The following is a 21257-nucleotide window of genomic DNA, read 5'->3' as shown; positions in this document are numbered from 1 at the left end:
CATGGATTCCTGCCTTCGCAGGACTGACACCCATAGAAAAAAGGCCCCGGGCGCGAGCACGGGGCCTTTCGAAGATGGGATCAGGTCCGCAGGACCAGACCCCCTCGCATCAGCTGACTTAGAACTTGTAGGTAGCGCTCAGGTAGCCGGTGGCGCCGTGGGCGTCGTAGTAGCTAGGATCGTAGCCGGACTGGAAGTACTGGCCAGCCGTCAGGGCCGCAGGCGGCTGACGGTTGAACAGGTTCTTCACGCCGCCGCGCACCACCAGCTGCTTGAAGCCGGTGAAGGTGCCCTGCAGGTCCCAGGTCGAGAACGCGCCAACGTGCTGGGCGTCGGTACCGGTAGCGGAATCGGCGCGCGCGTTGTCGTAGTAGCCCGACTGGAAGTTCTGGGTCAGGTTCAGGCCATACGCCTTGTACTTCCAGTCGAACGACAGCTGGTGCTTCCAGCGGAAGATGATGCCGCCGTTGGCGACCGCGTTCAGCTTCTGGCCGTCCGGGGTCAGCGTCGCCGCCACGCTCTTCTGCACGGTGCCGTCGATCAGGGTCTCGTCGAACTTGGTGACGTAGGTGCCGTTCAGGCGGGTGCTGAAGTTGCCGAAGGTGGCGCTCTTCGGCAGCGCGTAGCGCACGTCGAGGTCGATGCCCTGGGTCTTGAGCGAGTTCGCGTTGATGTTGGTGTTGATGATCTTCGCGATGTTGCCGTTGGCGTCACGCTGCACGAACGGCTGGTACGCGGCCACGCCGTTGGCGGCCTGGTCGACCAGGAATTCCGGATCGAAGGTGGTGACCAGGTTGTTGACGTTGATCTTCCAGAAGTCCAGCGCGACCGACAGGCCCTTGACCGGATCGACCACGAAGCCGACCGAGGACTGCTCCGATTTCTCCGGCTTCAGGTTGGCGTTGCCGCCGTAGACCGTGTTGAACTGGGCGCGCTCGCCGGTCGCCGGATCGACGAAGGTGGCGGTGGTGCCGGTCGAGACCGGGGTGTTCAGCTCAGGCAGCGCGGCGACGCGGAAGCCCTTGCCGTACGAGGCGCGCACCAGCAGCTGCGACACCGGCTGGTAGCGCAGGCTGATCTTCGGATTGGTCGCCTTGGCGTCCGGGTAGCGGTCGGTGCGCACGGCCAGGTCGGCTTCGAGCGTCTTCAGCACCGGCACGATCACTTCGCCGAACAGGGCCTGCGAGTTGCGCGACGCCGACAGCGGCAGCGCCTGGCCGCCGTAGCCCGAGATGTCGCCCGACTGGTAGGCCACGCTTGGATTGAACTTCAGGCTCTCGTCGCTGATCGAGCCGCCCAGCGCGAACTTGGCGGCGCCGGCTGGCAGCTGGTACAGGTCGCCGGACACGCGCGCGGCCAGCGAATCGTTGGTCAGGGTCGAGTTGACCATCTGGCCGTTGTAGTTGGTCGCGCGGATCTGCGCGGCCAGGGCCGGGGTCTGGTATTGGGTGTACGGGTTGAACGCCGGGTTGTTGCTCAGCAGTTGAACCAGCTGCACGTTGTTCTGGTAGCCGCCGGTGGTGGTCTCGGTGACGTCGGACGCGTTGTGGGTGTAGGCCACATCGTAGTCGTAGCCCTTGACGGTGCCGCGGGTGCCGATCACCAGGTGGGTCTGGTCGGCGATGTCTTCATGCGAGCGTCCGCCGGCGTCGACCGCGCGGTAGCTGACCGTGACCGGCTTGCCGGCTTCGGATGGCTTCTTCGACGCGATGTAGGCGGCAGGGTAGAACGGGCTGCTTGGCGCCAGGATGATCGCCGGGTACACGTTCTGCTTGGCGAAGGCGGTGTCGCTTTCGAGGAAGCTGTTGCTGTATGGGGAAGCCTGCTCGATCGTGACGGTCTTCTGGCGCGAGTGGAAGCCTTCCATGAACAGCTCGGCGCTGTCGTTGAGCTTGAAGCGCAGGCTGCCGGCCAGGTTGGCGCGCGCCACTTGCGGCGCCAGCGGCACCAGCGGCGCCGAGTTGTAGCGGCATGCGGTGTTCGGGCCGAAGTTGGCGTCGAAGCCGCTGCCGTTGGCGGCGCAGTTGTTTGGCGAGAGCGGATTGCCGATCGAGCTGCCCAGGCTGGCCAGCGAGTTCGGCACGATACCCATTGCGTTGGTCTGCGTGGTCGGCACGAAGGTGGTCAGGTTGCCGCTCGGGGTCGCGCTGTTGTCGAAGCGGCCGTCGTTGGTCCAGTTGTTCTGGGCGTAGCGGCGCTGGCGGCCGTACAGGGCATTGTCCTTGCCGACGTCGGCCGACACGGTGATGTTGTAGCGGTCTTCGTCGAAGTCGCCGAAGCCGGCGATGATGCTGGCCTTGCCGGTGGCGCCGCCGCCGTCCTTGGTGCCGCTGGCGTAGGTGCTCGCCTCGACGCCCTGGAAGTTATCGCGCAGGATGAAGTTGATCACGCCGCCGATGGCGTCGGAACCGTACACGCCCGAAGCGCCGTCTTTCAGCACTTCGACGTGGTCCACGGCAGCGAGCGGGATCGAGTTGACGTCGACGGCGGTGCCGTCGGTGGCGTAGTTGGCCAGGCGGCGGCCGTTGACCAGCACCAGCGTCTTGGACGCGCCGATGCCGCGCAGGCTCGCGGTCGATTCGCCGTAGGTCGACGAGCCGGCGCCCTGGGCCGCGTTGGTCGCGCCGACCATGGTGTTCGAGCTGACCGAGGTGAGCAGCTGCTCGGTGTTGGTGACGCCGAGCTTCTGGATGTCTTCACGCGTCAGGGTCTGCACTGGCAGCGCGCCTTCGGCCTGGGCGCGCTTGATCGACGAGCCGGTGATCTGCACGCGCTGCATTGGCGCTTCCGCGGTTTGCGCCTGGGCGGCGATTGCGCCGAGCGCGATGCTGCCGGCGAACATCAGGCGCAGGGAGCGCGCGATAATTTTTTCTTGAGTCATTCGTAGTCCCGATTGGATGGATGTGTCAGGGCCGCGCCGCGGCTGGCGGCCGCGCGGCGAAAACGTTGGCTACTCGGGAAATTGATGCGTGGAGTGACGGCGGCGCGGTACGCCAGGGGGAGAGGCGGGCGCTGCCGGGGAACCAGTACTTCGCTTTCAGGGTAAGACCAACCTGGATGTTTTCAGGTGCGAGCTTGCGATTGTTGCATTGCGCAAGTTCAATTCATCTTACAAACGGGGCGGTTCGGGTGTCAACACGCCGGAGTGTGCGGAACACAGTCTGACCGTCACGCGATGTATGCATGTCTCAACCACAACAAATTAATGGTTAAGTAATAAGTGCAGAATAAATGACTATTCAATGGCTATCTAACGGAATTTTCGGCGGTTCGAAATGCATTTGCACGAATAAAACGAGCGTGCTTTTTTGATGGCTCATGTCGTCCTGTTGCATTGCAATATAATCCTGCCATCTTTTGTTACATTTGCTTACATTTGGCTTGTATAGCCAAATATTCCCTCGGCTATCTGCCCATCACCAAAAGTAATTCGGTGAGGCTCGGCAGCGGCCGTTGTCAGCATCGGCGCGTAAGGACTAGAATGGAAACCGTTATGGTTCCATTTCGGTGGGAGCGAGTATGGCCAGCACACTGACGCTGAAGAATATTCCTGAGACGGTCTATTTCAGGCTCAAGGAGTCCGCGCTGAGGAATCGCCGCAGCCTGAACAGCGAAGCCATCGTCTGCCTGGAGTCGGCGCTTGCGGCGCAAGCGGACCCGACACCTGATCACATCGCTCGTGCGCGGGCGTTGCGCGCAACGCTGCCGGCCATCGAATTTCGTGCGGAGGACATCGACGCGGCAAAGCGCGCAGATCGCAAATGATCGTCGTGGACTCGAACATCATCGCGTACCTGTATCTCTCGGGAGAGCACACGGCTGCGGCGGAACGCTTGCGCGAGCGCGAGCCACAGTGGGCGGCGCCGATTCTCTGGCGCAGTGAGTTTCGCAATATTCTCGCCGGGTACATGCGTCGCAGGGCTATTTCGTTCGATCAGGCCTTCCAATTGCAAATGGCGGCGGAGAGCCTGATGGATGGAATGGAATTCGATGTGGATTCGCGATCCGTACTTGAATTGGTGCGAGACAGCGAGTGCTCGGCCTACGATTGCGAATTCATCGCTTTGGCAATCAAGCTCGGGATCAAGCTTGTCACTATGGATAAACAGCTACTGCGCGCGTTTCCAGATCGCGTGTTTGCGCTCTAGTGCCGGGCCTGTCAGCTCAACATGCGGCGAGGGAGGATGAATGTCGATCGATCATTGGAGTGACAAGGAAAAGAAAATCGCGCGGCGGGCGTTCGACGCTGCGCTGCAGCGCGAGCGCGCGGCGTTGTTGGACGAGTTCAAGCAGAAGGCGACCGGCGCCAGGGAGTTCAGCGATTTATGGGAAATCGAAGACTACTTGAAGAAAAAGCGGCACGAAATCGACGCTATGTATGACTATCGCTATTCCCGTTTGCGGATGGTCTTTACCTTCCTGCTGGCTCAGGGGCGCGTCACCGACGACGATCTGGTGGGGCTTTCGGAAGATAAGCTGGCCGCGATCAGGGCGCTGCGCGACGACAATCTCAAACGCGAGAGAGACGGAAGTTCGCAGGACCAGCTCCTTGCCTGAGCCGAATCGAGGTCTGGTCCCGCGGGGCAACGGGGACGCCGTGTCCCCATCCTGATTTAGTGCTTCACTTCGCTGGCCGGCATCAGCGTTTCGACCGGCGCGGCGCTGGCAAACAGCTGAGCGCAATCGACCTTGTCGAACTCGTAGTGCTTGCCGCAGAAATCGCAGTTGATGCCCAGGTGCCCCAGTTCGGCCAGCGCATCGTCCACTTCCGGCTGCCCCAGCATCTTGAGCATGTTGCCGACCTTTTCGCGGGTGCAGCTGCAATGGAACAGCGGATGCGCCGGGTCGAACACGCGGATCGTCTCCTCCCAGAACAGCCGGTTCATCAGCGTCTGGATGTCGGTCGCCAGCAGTTCCTCCTGCTTCAGCGTGGACGCCAGCGTGACGGCGCGGTTCCACGTTTCGAGGTCGTCTTCCTCGCTGGCCTGCACCACCTGGTCGTCCTTGCCGCTATGGCGCGGCAGCTTTTGCATCAGCAGCCCGCGCGAGACGGTGTCGTTGGCGCCCAGCCACAGGCGCGTGTCGAGCTGCTCCGAGCGCAGCATGTAATTTTGAATGACCGTCGCCACGTCCTCGCCGTCCAGCGGCACGATGCCCTGGTAGGGCTGCTGGCCCGGCATCTTCTCGAGCGGGTCGAGCGTGATGACGAAGCGGCCCTTGCCGTGCGCGTTGAGCAGCTCGGTCAGCGAGGCGCCGTCCGGCACCACGGCGTCCGGCGCCAGCTTGGCCGTCGCGCGCAGGCGCAGGTCGGAGTCGCACTCGACCACCAGCAGGCGCACCGGGCCGTCGCCGTGGATCTGCATGACGATCGCGCCGTTGAACTTGAGGTTGGCCGACAGCAGGGCGGCTGCCGCCACCATCTCGCCCAGCACGGTCTTGACCGGCGCCGGATAATTGTGGCGCGCCTGGATCTCGCGCCAGGTATCGGAAATTTCGACGAACTCGCCGCGCACGGCGGCGTTGTCGAAGATGAATTTTTGGAGGGTGTCTTTGGTGTCTTGGGTCATGTCTTATCCGATTTTTTTCAGTTCCGCCTGGTAAGTCTTGCCGCGCTTGACGTAGCCGTCGGCGATCTCGCGCAGGCGCGCGATGTCCTGCTCGGCCAGCGTGCGCACGGCTTTTGCCGGGCTGCCGATGATCAGGGAGTTGTCGGGGAATTCCTTGCCTTCGGTGACCAGCGCGCCGGCGCCGACCAGGCAACCCTTGCCGATCTTCGCGCCGTTCATGATCACCGCCTGGATGCCGATCAGCGAGCCGTCGCCGATGGTGCAACCGTGCAGCATCGCCATGTGGCCGATCGAGACGCCCTTGCCGATGTCGAGCGGGTAGCCCATGTCGGTGTGCATCACCGTGTTTTCCTGCACATTGCTGTCGTCGCCGATCGAAATGCGCTCGTTGTCGCCGCGGATCGTCACGCCGTACCACACCGTCGCGTTGGCGCCGAGCGTGACCTTGCCGATCAGGTTGGCCGAGTCGGCCACCCAGGCGGTCGGGTCGATCTGGGGCGCGTCTGGTCCGAGTTGATAGATAGCCATAGTGTGGTGGGAAAGGAATGGTTGGAATGGCGCTATTTTACGCCTCGGGCAGCCAGCCGGCCCGATCACCGCAATTGGGGACGCCCAGCAGGAATTCAACAGCGGCGTATAATTCGAACGGTCGTTCTTTTATTCGCCAAGCATCCATGAAACCGTCCCGATCCGAATTCGTCACCATCCGCGGCCTGCGCACCCACGTCCACCACTGGGGCAGGGAAGGCGCGCCCATCATCTTCATGGTGCACGGCTGGATGGACGTCGGCGCCTCGTTCCAGTTCGTCGCCGACCATTTGGCCGGCGACTGGCACGTGATCGCGCCAGACTGGCGCGGCTTCGGCCTGACCGAGCGCGCCCATGTCGACACCTACTGGTTTCCGGACTACCTCGGCGACCTCGACGCAATGCTGGACCATTATTCGCCCGGCGAAGCGGTCAACCTGCTGGGACACAGCATGGGCGGCAACGTGGTTGGCATCTACGCCGGTGTGCGGCCCGAGCGCGTGCGCCGTCTGATCAATCTCGAAGGCTTCGGCATGCCGGCCACCTCTCCTGAGCAGGCTCCGCGCCAGTATGCCAAGTGGCTCGACGCGCTGCGTCACCCGCCGGAGATGCGCACGTATCCGAGCGTGGCGGCGGTCGCCGCGCGCCTGCAGAAGACCAATCCGCGCCTGTCGGACGAGCGCGCGGCCTTCCTGGCGCCGCACTGGTCGGCGCCGAACGATGCGGGCGAATGGGAAATCCTGGGCGACCCGGCGCACAAGCAGCCCAGCCCGATCCTGTACCGGATCGAGGAAGTGATGGCGTGCTGGAGCGCGATCACGGCGCCGGTGATGTGGGTCGAGGCCGAAGACACCAATATGTGGCTGTGGATGGGACCGAAGCCGCAGGCGCGCATCGAGATCGACCGCCGGCTCGGGCATCTGAAAAATGTCGAGTGCCACATGATGGCGGACGCGGGGCACATGCTGCACCACGACCAGCCGGCGGAACTGGCGCGGCTGATCGAGGCGTTCCTGACCAAGTAGAACGGAGGCAGGGGTCTGGTCCTGCGGACCTGACCCAAGTGTTGGGCCGCGGCTCGGATTGGCCACTCGGCGTACAATGACAACTTCGCCAATTCGCTGATTCGTACATGCTGAACGTAGATTTGCACTGCCACTCGAACGTGTCCGACGGTGTGTTGTCGCCGGCGGCGGTGGCGCAGTACGCGTACAAGGCCGGCGTCGATGTCTGGGGACTGACCGATCACGACGAAATCGGGGGCATTCCCGCCGCGCGCGCGGCCGCCGCCGACATCGGCATGGGATTCATCCCCGGCGTGGAAATCTCGATTACCTGGGCCAGCCAGACGGTGCATATCGTGGGCCTGCGCATCGATGAAACCAACCCGTTGCTGCTGCAGGGCCTGGCCGCCACCCGCAGCGGACGCGACGCCCGCGGGCGCGAGATGGCGGCGCAGCTTGCCGCGGCCGGCATCCCAGGCGCGTATGAGGGCGCACTGCGATACGTCGGCAATCCGGACCTGATGTCGCGCACCCACTTCGCCCGCTACCTGATCGAAACCGGCGCCTGCGCCACCATACCGGAAGTGTTCCGCAAGTACCTCACCGAGGGCAAGCCGGGCTACGTGCCGCACCGCTGGGCCTCGCTGGAACAGGCGGTAGGCTGGATCAAGTCGGCCGGCGGCATCGCGGTGATCGCGCACCCGGGGCGCTACAAATTCAGTCCCGTCGCCGAGGGCGCGCTGTTCGACGAATTCAAGCAGTTGGGCGGTACGGCGATCGAGGTGGTGACCGGCAGCCACACGCCGGATCAATACCCGGTGTACGCGGAACTGGCGCGGCGCTATGGCTTTCTCGCTTCGCGCGGCACCGATTTTCACGCGCCGGGCGAGTCGCGCGCCGAGTTTTCGCTGCTGCCGCCGCTGCCGTCGAACGTCACGCCGGTCTGGCATGACTGGTTCTAGCTCTTGAATTTTCCCTCTAGTAGCCTTATGTTGAGGCTGTGTCAACACTGATCGAAGTCAGCATGGATTCCTGCCTTCGCAGGAATGACGGTTTTTAGGCTGTCGTTCCTGCGAAGGCAGGAACCCATGCTGAGTAAGAAATTCCCCGGAGCCAATAAGAATGAAACGCATCATCCTGTTCCTCGCCACCAACCTCGCCGTGATGCTGGTGCTGACGCTCGTGCTGAACGTGCTCGGCGTGGGCAGGGCGGTCTCCGGCGCCGGCATCAACGTCGGCGCTCTGGCCGTGTTCTCGCTGGTGGTCGGCTTCACCGGCTCGATCATCTCGCTATTAATGAGCAAGCCGATGGCCAAATGGTCGACCGGCGCGCGCGTCATCGACAATCCGGCCAACTCGACCGAGCTGTGGCTGGTCAACACCGTGCGCCAGCTGGCCGAGCGCGCGCAGATCGGCATGCCCGAAGTGGCCGTGTACGACGGCGAGCCGAACGCGTTCGCCACCGGCGCCTTCAAGAATTCCGCGCTGGTCGCAGTCTCCACCGGCCTGCTGCAGGGAATGACGCGCGAGGAAGTCGAAGCGGTCCTGGGCCACGAAATCGCTCACGTGGCCAACGGCGACATGATCACCCTGACCCTGATCCAGGGCGTGGTCAACACCTTCGTGGTGTTCATGGCGCGCGTGGTCGGCTTCTTTGTCGACAAGGTGCTGCTGCGCGGCGACAGCGACCGCGGCCCCGGTATCGGCTACATGGTCACCGTGTTCGTCTGCGAGATCGTGTTCGGCATCCTGGCCTCGATCATCGTCGCCTGGTTCTCGCGCCAGCGGGAATTCCGCGCCGACGCCGGCTCGGCCAGCCTGCTGGGCAATTCGGTGCCGATGCAGCACGCGCTGGCGCGCCTGGCCGGGCTGCATCCGGGAGAGCTGCCGCAGAGCATGGCCGCCTCGGGAATCTCGGGCGGCAACAGCGGCTGGGGCGCCCTGTTCGCCACGCACCCGCCAATGGAGCAGCGCATCGCCGCGCTGCAGGGACTGCGCCCTCAATGAGCCAGTTCTTCCAGATCCATCCAGACAATCCGCAGGCGCGCCTGATCAAGCAGGCCGCGGGGATCATCCATGGCGGCGGGATCGTCGCGCTGCCCACCGACTCCTGCTACGCGCTGGTGTGCCACCTCGACGACAAGGCCGCAGTCGAACGGCTGCGCCGCATCCGCGGCATCGACGAGAAGCAGCACCTGACCTTGATGTGCCGCGACCTGTCCGAGATCGCCCTGTACGCGCGCGTGGACAACCGCCAGTTCCGCATCCTCAAGTCGGCCACGCCGGGACCGTTCACCGTGATCCTCGAGGCCACGCGCGAAGTGCCGCGGCGCCTGTCGCACCCGTCGCGCAAGACCATCGGCCTGCGCGTGCCGGAGCATCCTGTCACCAACGCCTTGCTCGAAGAACTGGGCCAGCCGCTGATCGGATCGACCCTGATCATGCCCGACGGCGAACTGCTGAACGATCCGGACGAGATCCGCGAACGCCTGGCCAAGCTGGTCGACCTGATCATCGACGGCGGCCCGTGCCCGATGGAGCCGACCACGGTGATCGACCTCACTTCCGACGAGCCGCTGCTGGTGCGTCAGGGCAGGGGCGACCCCGCCGTGTTCGGCCTGTAAGCCCTCCCATCCGCGGGGCCGCGCGCCCCGCTCTGATAGAATCGACTTCATGAACGAAATCATCCAGGCGATCGCCGTCTACGCACTGCCGGTCATCTTTGCCATCACCCTGCACGAAGCCGCGCACGCCTACGCCGCCAAATACTTCGGCGACAACACCGCCTACGCCGCCGGGCGCATGAGCATGAATCCGCTCAAACACATCGACCCCTTCGGCACCATCCTGCTGCCGGCCCTGTTGTACATGGCGACCAAGTCGATGGGCGTGCCGATGGTGTTCGGCTACGCCAAACCGGTGCCGGTGGACTTTTCGCGCCTGCGCAATCCGAAAAAGCAGATGGCCTGGGTGGCGCTGGCCGGCCCGGTATCGAATTTCATCATGGCGCTGGGCTGGCTGGTGTTCGCCCTCCTGCTAGCGGCGACCAAGGTCAGCGAGCTGTACCCGCATGAGGTGGCGCGCGCCGGCATCCTGGTCAACGTCGTCATGTTCGTCTTCAACCTGGTGCCGATTCCCCCGCTCGACGGCGGTCGCGTGCTCACCAGCCTGCTGCCGAACCGGCTCGCCTACAAGTTTTCGAAGATCGAACCGTATGGATTTTTCATTGTCCTGGGACTGCTGTACTTCCATATCCTCGATTACTGGTTCTTCCCGATGATGGCGTTCACGCAGGGCTTGCTGCGCCTGGTGGCCACTCCCCTGACTTTACTTTTGAGCTGACCCTATGTATCCCGATCGCGTCGTTTCCGGCATGCGTCCCACCGGCACCATGCACCTTGGCCACTATCACGGCGCCCTGAAGAACTGGATCAGGATGCAGGCCGAACAGCCTTGCCTGTTCTTCGTGGCCGACTGGCACGCCCTGACCACGCACTACGACGACCCTTCCATCATCGAGCGCAGCACCTGGGACATGCTGGTCGACTGGCTCGCCGCCGGCGTCGATCCGTCGCAGGCGACCCTGTTCATCCAGTCCAAGGTGCCCGAGCACGCCGAGCTGCACCTGCTGCTGTCGATGGCCACGCCGCTGGGCTGGCTCGAGCGCGTGCCGACCTACAAGGACCAGATCGACAACCTCACCAACAAGGACCTGGCCACCTACGGCTTCCTCGGCTACCCGCTGCTGCAGGCGGCCGACGTGCTGATCTACCGCGCCAGCCAGGTGCCGGTGGGCGACGACCAGGTGCCGCACATCGAAATGATGCGCGAGATCGCGCGCCGCTTCAATCACCTGTACGGCAAGGAAAAGGACTTCGAGGAGAAGGCGGCCGTGGCGGTGAAGAAGCTGGGCAGCAAGCGCGCCAAGCTGTACATGGAACTGCGCACCGAATACCAGCAGGAGGGCAAGGACGAGGCGCTGGACCAGGCGCGCGCCATGCTCGAAGATGCCGGCAGCCTGTCGAACATCGACCGCGAGCGCCTGTTCGGCTATCTCGAAGGCAGCCGCAAGCTGATCCTGGTCGAGCCGCAGGCCAAGCTGACGGTCGCCTCGCGCCTGCCGGGCCTGGACGGGCGCAAGATGAGCAAGAGCTACGGTAACTCGATCGCGCTGCGCGAGGACAAGGAATCGGTCACCAAGAAAGTGCGGACCATGCCCACCGATCCGGCGCGCGTGCGCCGGACCGACGCCGGCAATCCGAACAAGTGCCCGGTGTTCCAGCTGCACGAGGTGTATTCGGACGCCGCCACGCGGGACTGGGTCGTGAAGGGCTGCACCACGGCCGGCATCGGCTGCATCGAATGCAAGCAGCCGGTGATCGACGCCATCGTCAAGGAACAGGAGCCGATGCACGAGCGCGCGCAGCAGTACCTGGACGACCCGACGCTGGTGCGCGCGATCGTCGCCGACGGCTGCGACAAGGCCCGCAAGCTGGCGCAGGAAACCATGCGCGACGTGCGCGAGGCCATGGGTCTGGCATATACTTGATGAGTCAAGTATCTTCGTGGGTGGCGCGCTGGGCGCCTGTTGTGCCGGCGGGCGAAGTGCTCGACCTGGCGTGCGGGACGGGGCGCCATGCGCGGCATTTCGCGGCGCTGGGGCATGCGGTGCTGGCGGTCGATCGCGATGCCGAAGCGCTGGCGCTGGCGGCGGGGCAGGGCATCGTCACCCAGCAGTTCGATCTCGAGAGCGACAAAATGGGGTCAGGTCCGCAGGACCAGACCCCGGTACCGATCCGTGCCGCGAACCAAGGGCTGGGGTCAGGTCCGGCGGACCTGACCCCGGGTTTGTCGCCGCCGCGTAATCAGTCGGGGTCTGGTCCCGCGGACCTGACCCCATTTACGCCTGGCCGCTACGCCGGCATCGTCGTCACCAACTACCTGCACCGCCCGCTGATGGCGCAACTGGCCGCCAGCCTGCGTCCCGACGGCGTCCTGATCTACGAGACCTTCGCCATCGGCAACGAAGCCTTCGGCAAGCCGTCCAACCCGGCCTTCCTGCTGGCGCCCGGCGAGCTGCTCGACATCGCCCGCGCTTGCGGCCTGCGCGTACTGGCCTTCGAAGACGGCTATACCGCCACCCCAAAACCGGCCATGGTCCAGCGCCTGTGCGCTTGCGGCCCCGTTTTTCCGGTCAGAAATGCCTTGCTCGACAGTTTTGAACATGACTTCTAGTCAAGAATGAACCAATCCTGCGGGCTATCCGCTACAATCAGGCTTTTATTGGCCATTAACATCAGAAGATTATGATCAAGGGCAGCATAGTAGCAATCGTCACCCCGATGCACGAAGACGGCAGCCTGGACTTGCCGGGCCTGCGCAAGCTGATCGACTGGCACGTTGCCGAAGGCACCGACGGCATCGTCATCGTCGGCACCACCGGCGAATCGGCCACGGTCGACGTCGAAGAACACTGCGCGCTGATCCGGCTCGCCGTCGAGCACAGCGCCAAACGCATCCCGATCATCGCCGGTACCGGCGGCAATTCGACCGCGGAATCGATCACGCTGACGCGCTTCGCCAAGGACGCCGGCGCCGACGCCGCGCTGGTGGTGGTGCCGTACTACAACCGTCCTACCCAGGAAGGCATGTACCAGCACTTCAAGGCCATCGCCGAAGCGGTGGACCTGCCGATCATTCTCTACAACGTGCCCGGCCGCACCGTTGCCGACATGAGCAACGACACCGTGCTGCGCCTGGCCAAGCTGCCGAACATCGTCGGCCTGAAGGACGCGACCGGCAACATCGGCCGCGGCGCCGAGCTGCTGCGCCTGGCGCCGAAGTCCTTCGCCGTGTACTCGGGCGACGATCCCACCGCGATGTCGCTGATGTTCATGGGCGGCGCCGGCAACATCTCCGTCACCGCCAACGTGGCGCCGCGCGCGATGCACGAGCTGTGCGTGGCCGCGATGGCCGGCGACATCGCCAAAGCCGTCGAGATCAACAACAAGGTGATCCCGCTGCACGCCAAGCTGTTTGTCGAGCCGAACCCGGTGCCGGTCAAATGGGCGCTGGCCGAGATGGGCCTGATGCCTGCCGGCCTGCGCCTGCCGCTTGTGCCGCTGGCTGCCGAATTCCACGAAACCGTCCGCGCCGCAATGCGCGAAGCGGGCGTCCTTCCACAATCCTGACCGCAAGGCCGGGATCATTTTCCGATACCGCTGACCGCCAGCCCTTACCCTTTACGACATGACTATTCGCAAGACATTTACCCCTGCCGCCACCCGCGGCGCCGTCCTCTCCGCGCTGATGGTAAGCCTGGCCGGTTGCAGCTACGTCGGCAACGTGATGGAGTCCGACAAGCTGGACTACCGCGGCGCCAAGAAGGCCGCGCCGCTGGACGTGCCGCCTGACCTGACCCAGCTGCAAAAAGACAATCGCTACGCCATTCCCGACGGGCGCGGCGTCGCCACCGCATCGGGCCTGCAGCAGAAGGGCGCGGCACCGGCGGTCGTGGCCAGCGGCGAGGCGATCGGCGTGGCCGGCAACGCCGCGGTCAAGGTCGAGCGCAACGGCAACCAGCGCTGGCTGGTGGTCAAGCAGTCGCCGGAGCAGCTCTGGCCGCAGCTGAAGGACTTCTGGCACGATTCGGGCTTCACGGTGGAAAGCGAATCGGCCACCACGGGCGTGATGGAAACCAACTGGGCCGAGGACCGCTCGAAGATCCCGCAGGACTTCATCCGCAATACACTGGGCAAGGTATTCGACTCGGCCTACGGCACTGGCCGCCGCGACAAGTTCCGCACCCGTCTCGAGCGCGCCGCCGACGGCAGCACCGAGATCTACATCAGCCATCGCGGCGCCGAAGAAGTGCTGACCGGCCCGCAGAAGGAAATCCCGCAGTGGACCTCGCGTCCGAACGACCCGGGCCTGGAAGCGGCGTTCCTGGCCAAGCTGATGGCGCGCCTGACCGGCACGCCGGACGTCAAGGCCGTCACCGCCACGGTGGAAAATGCGCCGGTGCAGCCGCTGCACGCCAAGCTGGCCGGTTCGGCGATCGAAGTGGACGAAGGCTTCGACCGCGCGTGGCGCCGTGTCGGCCTGGCGCTCGACCGCGTCGGCTTCACGGTGGAAGACCGCGACCGCGTCAACGGCGTGTACTTCGTGCGCTACGTCGATCCGGACCTGGCGGGCACCACCGGCTTCTTCAAGAAGCTGTTCACGTTCGGCGCCGCCGCCGACAAGGAAAAGGAAGCGCAGCGTTATCGCGTGTCGGTCAAGTCGGCCGCCGGCGCAACGACGAGCCAGGTGACGGTGCAGACCAACGACGGCAAACCGGAGACGACGGCCACCGGCGCCAAGATCCTCAAGCTGCTGGGCGACGAGCTGAAGTAAGCGCAGAAGAGGGGCTGGTCCTGCGGACCCGGCCCCATCTAAGAATAAAAAAACCGGCCTAGTGCCGGTTTTTTTATGGGGGTGGGGGTCAGGTCCGTCGGACCTGACCCCGAAGTTGAACGAGGCCAATGAGTAGTCGTTCCATTGGAAACTCACGCATCGGCGACAACCCCGGGGTCAGGTCCGTCGGACCTGACCCCAAAACCACCAGGCGTAAAAAAACCGGCCCGAGGGCCGGTCTTTCTTGCCATGAGCAAATTAGTGCGATGCAGCAGCCGAAGCAGCGGCCGAAGCAGCCGAAGCAGCAGCCGAAGCAGCGTCAGCAGCAGCCGAAGCAGCCGATGCAGCAGCCGAAGCGGCAGCAGCAGCGTCAGCAGCAGGAGCGGCTGGAGCAGCAGCTGGAGCTGGGGTCTCAACTACTGGAGCTGGAGCAACAACAACTGGCTCTTCTTTTTTGCTGCAAGCAGCCAGAGCAACAGCCAACAGGGAGATGATCAGCAGATTTTTTTTCATGGGTTTTCCTTTTTTAATTCAAAAGTAGAGACAACGTTATTGCGATGAATAATTACCGGTAATTATCGCTCGTTAGGATATTCTCGTCAGCTTTCGTACCTGTGATGGTGCCTGACAGACAACGGAAACTTCCTAACCCGATATTATAGCTAAATTTGGTGCTTCGCAATAGGCGAAAGATGCTTTTATGGAATTTTCTAAGCTGATAACACCGTTCATTTTGTAACAATATGTTTACAACCGATTATCCAACGTGCATAAATGACGTTTTCCCCACAAAAATTTGGCCGCGCTACAGGCCGGTGACAGTCGGATGCAGGCAGGGACGCGACTCCAGCCAGATCGCGGCGAAGCGTTCCAGGCTGATTTCGCAGGCCGCGGGATTGTCGAAAGCGGCCTCGCCGCGCATATGGTCGCAATGGAAGCGGCGCACGATGTGGATCTGGTCGCCGATGCAGAACGAGTCGGTCAGCTGGTGCAGGTTCGGCGGCGTGGCGCGGCATTCGACGCGGTGGGAGTAATCGCGCAGCAGGCGCAGGAAGCGCGGGCATTCGCGCTCGATGTGATCGGTGCGATGCATCGCCAGCACCAGCGCGCCGCCGGCGGCGAGAAAGTGGCGCAGCGCCGCGTCGACGTCGGACTGCCCGAGCGGGAACACGGAAAAATCCGGATCGAACATCTCGAGCACGCCCTGCGAGCGCGCCAGGCATGCGCGAAAGTGCGCACCGAATTCGGCGTGCGAATTGAATTTCACGGCCACCGGTGCATCCATGCGCAGCTCCTTCGCTTGTCGATCAGCCCAGTTCCACCCAGCCGTCCTGGTACCAGGTGTACAGCGCTTCCATCACATCGTCCGACGCGCCGGCCAGCGCTTCGCCCGACAGCATGCGGGTGTTGGCCAGCGTGTCGAGGAGCGCCTTGTCGGCGCGCCCGACGGCGAACGACTCGCCGTTGATGAACACGTGCTTGCCGCGATAGAGCATCAGCGTCTTCAATGACAGCACCACGCCGCGCTTGGCGATCGCCTCGCCGAAGCGGCCCACCGTCAGCGGCTTGGCCGGCCCGGTGAAGAACACGTTGTGTTTCGGCTCGGACAGGTGCTCGCCGAGGAAGATCGTCACGTCTTCTTCGGTGAAGCGCACCTTGTTCAACTCGTCGGCGATGGTCGAGAGCATGTGGCGCGGGATCTCGGCCGGCTTGCCCGAGGCCTCGAGCTCGGGATCGGCGTAGCGGCCCGGCAGGTCGATCGAATCGGCCATGAACTGCAGGAAGGCCTCGCCCAGTTCCTGGTAGGACGGCGAACGGAAGCCGATCGAGTAGGTCATGCACTCGCCCTCGGCCACGCCGTCGTGCGCATAGTGCGGCGGCAGGTACAGCATGTCGCCCGGCTCGAGCACGAACTCCTCCTGCGGCTTGAAATTCTTCAGGATCTTCAGCGGCATGCCGTCCACCAGCGACAGGTCCTTCTGCGCGCCGATGCGCCAGCGCCGCTTGCCGTGCGCCTGCAGCAGGAACACGTCGTAGGAATCGAAATGCGGGCCGACCCCGCCGCCATCGGTGGCGAAGCTGATCATCAGGTCGTCGAGGCGCGCGTCCGGGATGAAGCGGAACTGGCGCAGCAGCGCATCGGCGCGCGCGTCGTACAGGTTGGCGCCTTGCACCAGCATGGTCCATTGCTTCTGCTCGCGCGAGGGCAGCTCGGCCAGCGGACCATGCTGCATGTTCCATTCGCCGTCGGCGTGGGTGATCAGGCGCGACTCGACGAAGTTCTGGGTTGCCATCTTCGCCAATGCGTCGAACGACAGAATCGGCTTCATGCCCGGGATGGCCTGGCGGATCAGCAGCGGTTTCTTGTGCCAGTAATCGCGCAAAAACTGGGCCGGCGTGATGTCGCCGAGGAGTTGGATTTTTTTCATGCGCCATTATAACCGCGCTGTTATGGGCGACAGCGGTGGGGGAGGTATAATCCGTCTGCTAAAACACTGAAAGGAAGCACTATGAAGATTGCCAAGAACACGGTAGTGACGGTCAACTACAAGCTGTCGGACGCACAGAACAACCTGATCGAAGATGGCAGTCAGCCCATGGTCTACCTGCACGGCGGCTACGAGAACACGCTGCCGAAGATCGAAGAAGAGCTCGATGGGAAAGAAGTCGGCTATTCGTCGACCATCCAGATCGAGCCGGACGACGCGTTCGGCGACTACGACCCGGCGCTGGTCAAGGTCGAGCCGCGCAATCGCCTGCCGGAGCCGCTGGAAGTTGGCATGCAGTTCGAAGGCATGCCCGACAGCACCGACGGCGACGACGAAGCGATGATCTTCACCGTCACCGATATCGCCGACGACAAGGTTGTACTCGACGGTAATCACCCGCTGGCCGGCATGGCGCTGCGTTTCGAGCTGTCGGTGATCGACGTGCGCGCGGCCACGGAAGAAGAGATCCAGCACGAGCACGTGCATGGCGCCCATGGCCACCATCATGGCGATGACGAAGGCGACGCCGGCGACGAGTTCCGCTCGCATCCGGTGCACTAAATAACACGAAGGGGTCTGGTCCTGCGGACCTGACCCCATCTTCAGCACTACTGCAAAATGGGGTCAGGTCCGCAGGACCAGACCCCGCCCTCCAGCTACTTCTCGTCGGACGCGTTCTTCAGCGTGAACGGCGCCGCCGCTCCCGGCGTGACTTTCACTTCCACCGCACCCGATCCCAGGCTTAAGTGCCCCAGGTTGCCGCGCCATTCGATGTCCGGTTCGCCCTTCTTCGCCGAATCCGTATCGACCAGCAGCACCTTCCCCTGGAACTTCTGCGCCAGCGACGCAATCTGCCGCCGCGGCTCGTCGAAGCCATCCTGCTTGCTGCTGCTGGCGCGGCCGAGCAGCGCGCGCAATCCGGTCGGCTGCGTCAGCGCCTTCACATCGCCCTCCGAAAACAGCACCACCGCATCGAGCTTCTCGCGCCTGGCCATCGCGAACAGGCGGTTGAGCCAGAAGCGGTTGGCCACCATGCGGTCCTCGAACTCGCTGTTGCGGCCCGCTTCCGGCAGGTAGTGGTTGTTGTTGGCGGGGAGGTTGATGGTCGCGTACAGCACGTCGCCCACCTGCCAGTGCGCGTTCTCGGCGTAGCTGCGGAACTTCGCGCTGGACGATAGACGCGTCACCGCCAGCTTGCGCGCGCCGAGTGAACTGGGCTCGCTGAAAAAGGTCTCGCGCAGCCGGTTCAGGCGTTCGATCGCCAGCGAACGGCCGGCCGAGTTTTTGCAGCCGCTCCAGTCGCTCGCCGCGGGCAGCACGATCATCGGGCGGCGCGCGTCGTCGAACAGTTCGCGCCGGTGCGCGTACAGCTTGTCGCTGCACGGCTCGTCCGCGCCCTTGATGCCGGTGACGACCACGAACGCCAGCGAGGCCTCGCTTTCGTCGGCGATCGCCTGCTTCAGCCGCGCTTCGCCGCCGCCGTTGTGGAAGCTGTGGCCGATCACGCCGAAGCGGTGCTGATCGGGATCCTTTTTCGGCGCCGCCGCGCAGGCGCCGTGCATCGCCAGCACGGCCAGCGCGACCGCTGCAAGCTGGTGCCGGCGCGCCATTATGCGGACAGGCGCTTCAACTGATACAGCTGTTCGAGCGCCTCGCGCGGGGAGAGGGCGTCCGGATCGATCGCCGCCAGCGCCGCGCGCAGATCGTCGTCGGCTGGCGCCGCGGGTGCGGCCGCATCATCCTCCGGCTCGACGCACGGCAGCGCGAACAGGTCGAGCTGCGGCGTGGTGTCGAGGGCCTGCGACTCGAGCCGCGCCAGGTGCTTGCGGGCCGCCTTGATCACGCCCTGCGGCACGCCGGCCAGCTGCGCCACCTGCAAGCCGTAGCTCTGCGACGCGGGGCCGGCCTGCACCGCGTGCAGGAACACGATGCTGTCCTTGTGCTCGACCGCCGACAGGTGTACGTTGGCCGCGCTCGGATGGCTCTCCGGCAGTTGCGTCAGTTCGAAGTAGTGGGTGGCGAACAGCGTGAAGCTGCGGCTCGCGTCGATCAGGTGGCGCGCGATCGCCCACGCCAGCGCCAGGCCGTCGAAGGTCGAGGTGCCACGCCCGACTTCGTCCATCAGCACCAGCGAATGCTCGGTGGCGCCGTTCAGGATCGCGGCCGATTCGGTCATCTCCACCATGAAGGTCGAGCGCCCGCCGGCCAGGTCGTCGGTCGCGCCGATGCGCGTGAAGATGCGGTCGATCGGGCCGATCCTCGCCGAGGCGGCCGGCACGTAGCTGCCGATGTAGGCCAGCAGTGTGATGAGCGCCACCTGGCGCATGAAGGTCGATTTACCGCCCATGTTCGGACCGGTGATCAGCAGCAGCCGGCGCTCGTTCGAGAAGCAGCAGTCGTTGGCGATGAAGCGTTCGATCTGGTTCTCCACCACCGGATGGCGGCCTTCGCGAATATCCAGGCACGGCTCGGCGACCAGCTGCGGCGCGCACCAGTTGTGCTGCAGGGCGTGATGGGTCAGCGCGGTCAGCGTGTCGAGCTGCGCCAGCCCCTGCGCGATCGTCTGCAGGGAGGCGATGTGCGGCGCCAGGTCGGCCAGCAGCTGGTCGTACAGCAGCTTCTCGCGCACCAGCGCCTTGTCCTGCGCCGACAGCGCCTTGTCCTCGAACACCTTCAGTTCGGGCGTGATGTAGCGCTCGGCGTTCTTCAGCGTCTGGCGCCGGCGGTAATCGTCCGGCACCTTGTCGGTCTGGCCGTGCGTGACTTCGATGTAGAAGCCGTGCACCTTGTTGTATTCGACGCGCAGGTTGGCGATGCCGGTGCGGGCGCGCTCGCGCGTTTCGAGGTCCACAAGGAACTGGCCGGCGTTCTCGGACAGGCCGCGCAGCTCATCGAGCTCGGCGTCGAAGCCGCGCGCGAACACGCCGCCGTCGCGCACCATTGCGGACGGCTCTTCGGCCACCGCGCGCTGAAGGAGGTCCAGGCAGGCTTCCGGCGTTGCGATCGCCGCGTGGATCGAGGCCAGCAGGTTCGGCACGCCGGCGATGAAGCTTTGCTGCACGTTGCGGCGCAGCGTCGGCAGCTGCTTCAGGCCGTCGCGCAGGCTGGCCAGGTCGCGCGGGCGCGCCGACAGCAGCGCGATGCGGGTGGTTATGCGTTCGATGTCCGGCACCTGGCCCAGCGTTGCGGCGAGCGCGCCGCTGGTGTCGCTGCCGGCCAGCGCGGCGATCGCCTCGTGGCGCGCGCGCGCGACGCCCTGGTCGCGCTTCGCGTGGTGCAGCCAATGGCGCAGCATGCGCGAGCCCATCGCCGTGCGGCAGTGGTCGAGCAGCGAGAAGAGGGTGGGCGACTCCTGGCCGCGGATGGTCTCGGTCAGTTCCAGGTTGCGCCGGGTGGCCGCGTCCAGGCCGATGAATTCGTTTTCGGTTTCGGTCGACAGGCTTTTCACGTGCTGCAGGCCGCGGCCCTGGGTGGACTGGGCGTAGCGCAGCAGCGCGCCGGCCGCGCCGAACGCGGCGCCCAGGCCATCGGCGCCGAAGCCGGTGAGGGTGGCCACGCCCAGCTGCTCGAGCAGAGCGCGGTGGCCGCCGACGACATCGAAGTGCCAGTCGGGCACCGTCTGCGTGTGCGCGATCGTGCTGTCCTCGAACAGGTCGGCGGTGTCGCCGCGCAGGATCTCGGCCGGCGCGATGCGCTCGAGTTCCTGTTGCAGGCGCACGCCGACGGTGCGCGCGTCGCCCGAGAACTCCATCAGTTTCAGTCCGCCCGATGCGAGCGACAGCCATGCCAGGCCGGTGGTGACGACCTTGCGCTGGCTGATCATGCATACGGCCAGCAGCGGGCGCTCGGCTTTTTCCGGCAGCAGGTCGGCGTCGGTCAGCGTGCCCGGTGTGACGACCCGCATGACCTTGCGTTCGACCGGGCCCTTGCTGGTGGCCGGGTCGCCGATCTGCTCGCAGATCGCGCACGACTCGCCCAGCTTGACCAGCTTGGCCAGGTAGGGATCGAGCGAATGGAAGGGGACGCCGCACATGCGGATCGGATTGCCGTTCGAGGCGCCGCGCGCGGTCAGCGTGATGCCCAGGATGCGCGCCGCTTTTTCGGCGTCGTCGTGAAACAGCTCGTAGAAGTCGCCCATGCGGTAGAAAAGCAGCATGGTCGGGTAGTCGGCCTTCAGTCGAAGGTACTGCTGCATCATAGGCGTATGCTTACTTTTTGGGCCATCGGCGAGCTCTTGATTCAACTGCATATTCATATCTAAGTCTTTGTTCTCA

21 protein-coding genes are annotated in these 21257 nt (G+C 64.4%); 13 read left to right on the top strand and 8 right to left on the bottom strand.

All coding sequences use genetic code 11. The features are described 5' to 3' along the window. Positions 1-118 precede the first annotated feature (118 nt). A complete protein-coding gene (locus tag Q4S45_RS14110) occupies positions 119-2881 on the bottom strand; it encodes a TonB-dependent receptor domain-containing protein (protein ID WP_305505207.1) in 2763 nt (920 codons plus the stop codon). Positions 2882-3519: 638 nt separating this feature from the next. Between Q4S45_RS14110 and Q4S45_RS14105 the strand changes: the two genes are divergently transcribed. The 3 genes from Q4S45_RS14105 to Q4S45_RS14095 are packed head-to-tail and all read left to right on the top strand — an operon-like array spanning position 3520 to position 4557. Next, a complete protein-coding gene (locus Q4S45_RS14105; RefSeq protein WP_305505205.1) occupies positions 3520-3765 on the top strand; it encodes a hypothetical protein in 246 nt (81 codons plus the stop codon). Then, positions 3762-4148: a type II toxin-antitoxin system VapC family toxin gene (locus Q4S45_RS14100; protein ID WP_305505203.1), complete on the top strand. Its 387-nt coding sequence runs from the start codon at positions 3762-3764 to the stop codon at positions 4146-4148. The genes Q4S45_RS14105 and Q4S45_RS14100 overlap by 4 nt, the downstream gene beginning before the upstream one ends. A 40-nt stretch (positions 4149-4188) precedes the next feature. Continuing rightward, the gene (locus Q4S45_RS14095) at positions 4189-4557 is read left to right on the top strand and encodes a hypothetical protein (RefSeq protein WP_305505201.1); all 369 of its coding nucleotides are present in this window, start codon (positions 4189-4191) and stop codon (positions 4555-4557) included. A 56-nt stretch (positions 4558-4613) separates the two neighbouring features. On the opposite strand, the gene hslO is transcribed toward Q4S45_RS14095, so the two are convergent. Both hslO and Q4S45_RS14085 read right to left on the bottom strand, forming a co-directional pair. Next, positions 4614-5567: an Hsp33 family molecular chaperone HslO gene (hslO, locus tag Q4S45_RS14090; protein ID WP_305505199.1), complete on the bottom strand. Its 954-nt coding sequence runs from the start codon at positions 5565-5567 to the stop codon at positions 4614-4616. A gap of 3 nt (positions 5568-5570) precedes the next feature. Beyond that, positions 5571-6095 carry a gamma carbonic anhydrase family protein gene (locus Q4S45_RS14085; RefSeq protein ID WP_305505197.1) on the bottom strand — a complete coding sequence of 175 codons (525 nt, stop codon included), beginning with the start codon at positions 6093-6095 and terminating at the stop codon, positions 5571-5573. 146 nt (positions 6096-6241) lie between these two features. On the opposite strand from Q4S45_RS14085, the gene Q4S45_RS14080 reads away from it, so the two are divergent. The 9 genes from Q4S45_RS14080 (at position 6242) to bamC (ending at position 14494) form a co-directional block, all read left to right on the top strand. Then, on the top strand, positions 6242-7120 hold the full coding sequence (locus tag Q4S45_RS14080; protein WP_305505195.1) for an alpha/beta fold hydrolase: 879 nt from the start codon (positions 6242-6244) through the stop codon (positions 7118-7120). A 107-nt stretch (positions 7121-7227) separates the two neighbouring features. Further along, positions 7228-8061: a 3',5'-nucleoside bisphosphate phosphatase gene (locus tag Q4S45_RS14075; RefSeq protein WP_305505192.1), complete on the top strand. Its 834-nt coding sequence runs from the start codon at positions 7228-7230 to the stop codon at positions 8059-8061. Positions 8062-8221: 160 nt separating this feature from the next. Further along, entirely contained in the window at positions 8222-9106 is an 885-nt protein-coding gene (htpX, locus tag Q4S45_RS14070) for a protease HtpX (protein ID WP_305505190.1), read from the top strand. Next, entirely contained in the window at positions 9103-9723 is a 621-nt protein-coding gene (locus Q4S45_RS14065) for an L-threonylcarbamoyladenylate synthase (RefSeq protein ID WP_305505188.1), read from the top strand. Before htpX ends, Q4S45_RS14065 begins: the two co-directional genes overlap by 4 nt. Before the next feature lie 49 nt (positions 9724-9772). Beyond that, complete coding sequence (locus tag Q4S45_RS14060) at positions 9773-10441, top strand: site-2 protease family protein (protein WP_305505186.1); 669 nt, start codon at positions 9773-9775, stop codon at positions 10439-10441. A gap of 4 nt (positions 10442-10445) precedes the next feature. Then, positions 10446-11648: a tryptophan--tRNA ligase gene (locus tag Q4S45_RS14055; RefSeq protein ID WP_305505184.1), complete on the top strand. Its 1203-nt coding sequence runs from the start codon at positions 10446-10448 to the stop codon at positions 11646-11648. Further along, the gene (locus Q4S45_RS14050) at positions 11648-12334 is read left to right on the top strand and encodes a bifunctional 2-polyprenyl-6-hydroxyphenol methylase/3-demethylubiquinol 3-O-methyltransferase UbiG (RefSeq protein WP_305505182.1); all 687 of its coding nucleotides are present in this window, start codon (positions 11648-11650) and stop codon (positions 12332-12334) included. The genes Q4S45_RS14055 and Q4S45_RS14050 overlap by 1 nt, the downstream gene beginning before the upstream one ends. Before the next feature lie 71 nt (positions 12335-12405). After that, positions 12406-13290, top strand: coding sequence for a 4-hydroxy-tetrahydrodipicolinate synthase (gene dapA, locus Q4S45_RS14045; protein WP_305505180.1), 885 nt, complete (start codon positions 12406-12408; stop codon positions 13288-13290). Between the two features lie 58 nt (positions 13291-13348). Further along, the gene (bamC, locus tag Q4S45_RS14040; RefSeq protein ID WP_305505178.1) at positions 13349-14494 is read left to right on the top strand and encodes an outer membrane protein assembly factor BamC; all 1146 of its coding nucleotides are present in this window, start codon (positions 13349-13351) and stop codon (positions 14492-14494) included. Between the two features lie 258 nt (positions 14495-14752). Here bamC and Q4S45_RS14035 read toward each other — a convergent pair whose 3' ends face one another. The 3 genes from Q4S45_RS14035 to Q4S45_RS14025 form a co-directional block, all read right to left on the bottom strand. Continuing rightward, complete coding sequence (locus tag Q4S45_RS14035) at positions 14753-15007, bottom strand: hypothetical protein (protein WP_305505176.1); 255 nt, start codon at positions 15005-15007, stop codon at positions 14753-14755. A gap of 292 nt (positions 15008-15299) precedes the next feature. Beyond that, positions 15300-15779 (bottom strand): hypothetical protein, encoded by a 480-nt coding sequence (locus tag Q4S45_RS14030; RefSeq protein WP_305505174.1) that lies wholly within the window; start codon positions 15777-15779, stop codon positions 15300-15302. Positions 15780-15801: 22 nt separating this feature from the next. Further along, positions 15802-16923, bottom strand: a complete 1122-nt coding sequence (locus Q4S45_RS14025; RefSeq protein WP_305505172.1) for a cupin domain-containing protein — start codon at positions 16921-16923, stop codon at positions 15802-15804. An 81-nt stretch (positions 16924-17004) separates the two neighbouring features. Here Q4S45_RS14025 and Q4S45_RS14020 point away from each other — a divergent pair, with 81 nt between their 5' ends. After that, positions 17005-17544, top strand: a complete 540-nt coding sequence (locus Q4S45_RS14020; RefSeq protein WP_305505170.1) for a peptidylprolyl isomerase — start codon at positions 17005-17007, stop codon at positions 17542-17544. Between the two features lie 95 nt (positions 17545-17639). Here Q4S45_RS14020 and Q4S45_RS14015 read toward each other — a convergent pair whose 3' ends face one another. Then, positions 17640-18593 carry a hypothetical protein gene (locus Q4S45_RS14015; protein WP_305505168.1) on the bottom strand — a complete coding sequence of 318 codons (954 nt, stop codon included), beginning with the start codon at positions 18591-18593 and terminating at the stop codon, positions 17640-17642. Beyond that, positions 18593-21232, bottom strand: a complete 2640-nt coding sequence (gene mutS, locus Q4S45_RS14010; protein ID WP_374046037.1) for a DNA mismatch repair protein MutS — start codon at positions 21230-21232, stop codon at positions 18593-18595. The genes Q4S45_RS14015 and mutS overlap by 1 nt, the downstream gene beginning before the upstream one ends. Positions 21233-21257: the final 25 nt, after the last annotated feature.

The sequence above is a fragment of the Massilia sp. R2A-15 genome (assembly GCF_030704305.1).
GTDB lineage: Bacteria > Pseudomonadota > Gammaproteobacteria > Burkholderiales > Burkholderiaceae_D > JAFCUW01.
This window is presented reverse-complemented; position numbering and strand designations above follow the sequence as displayed.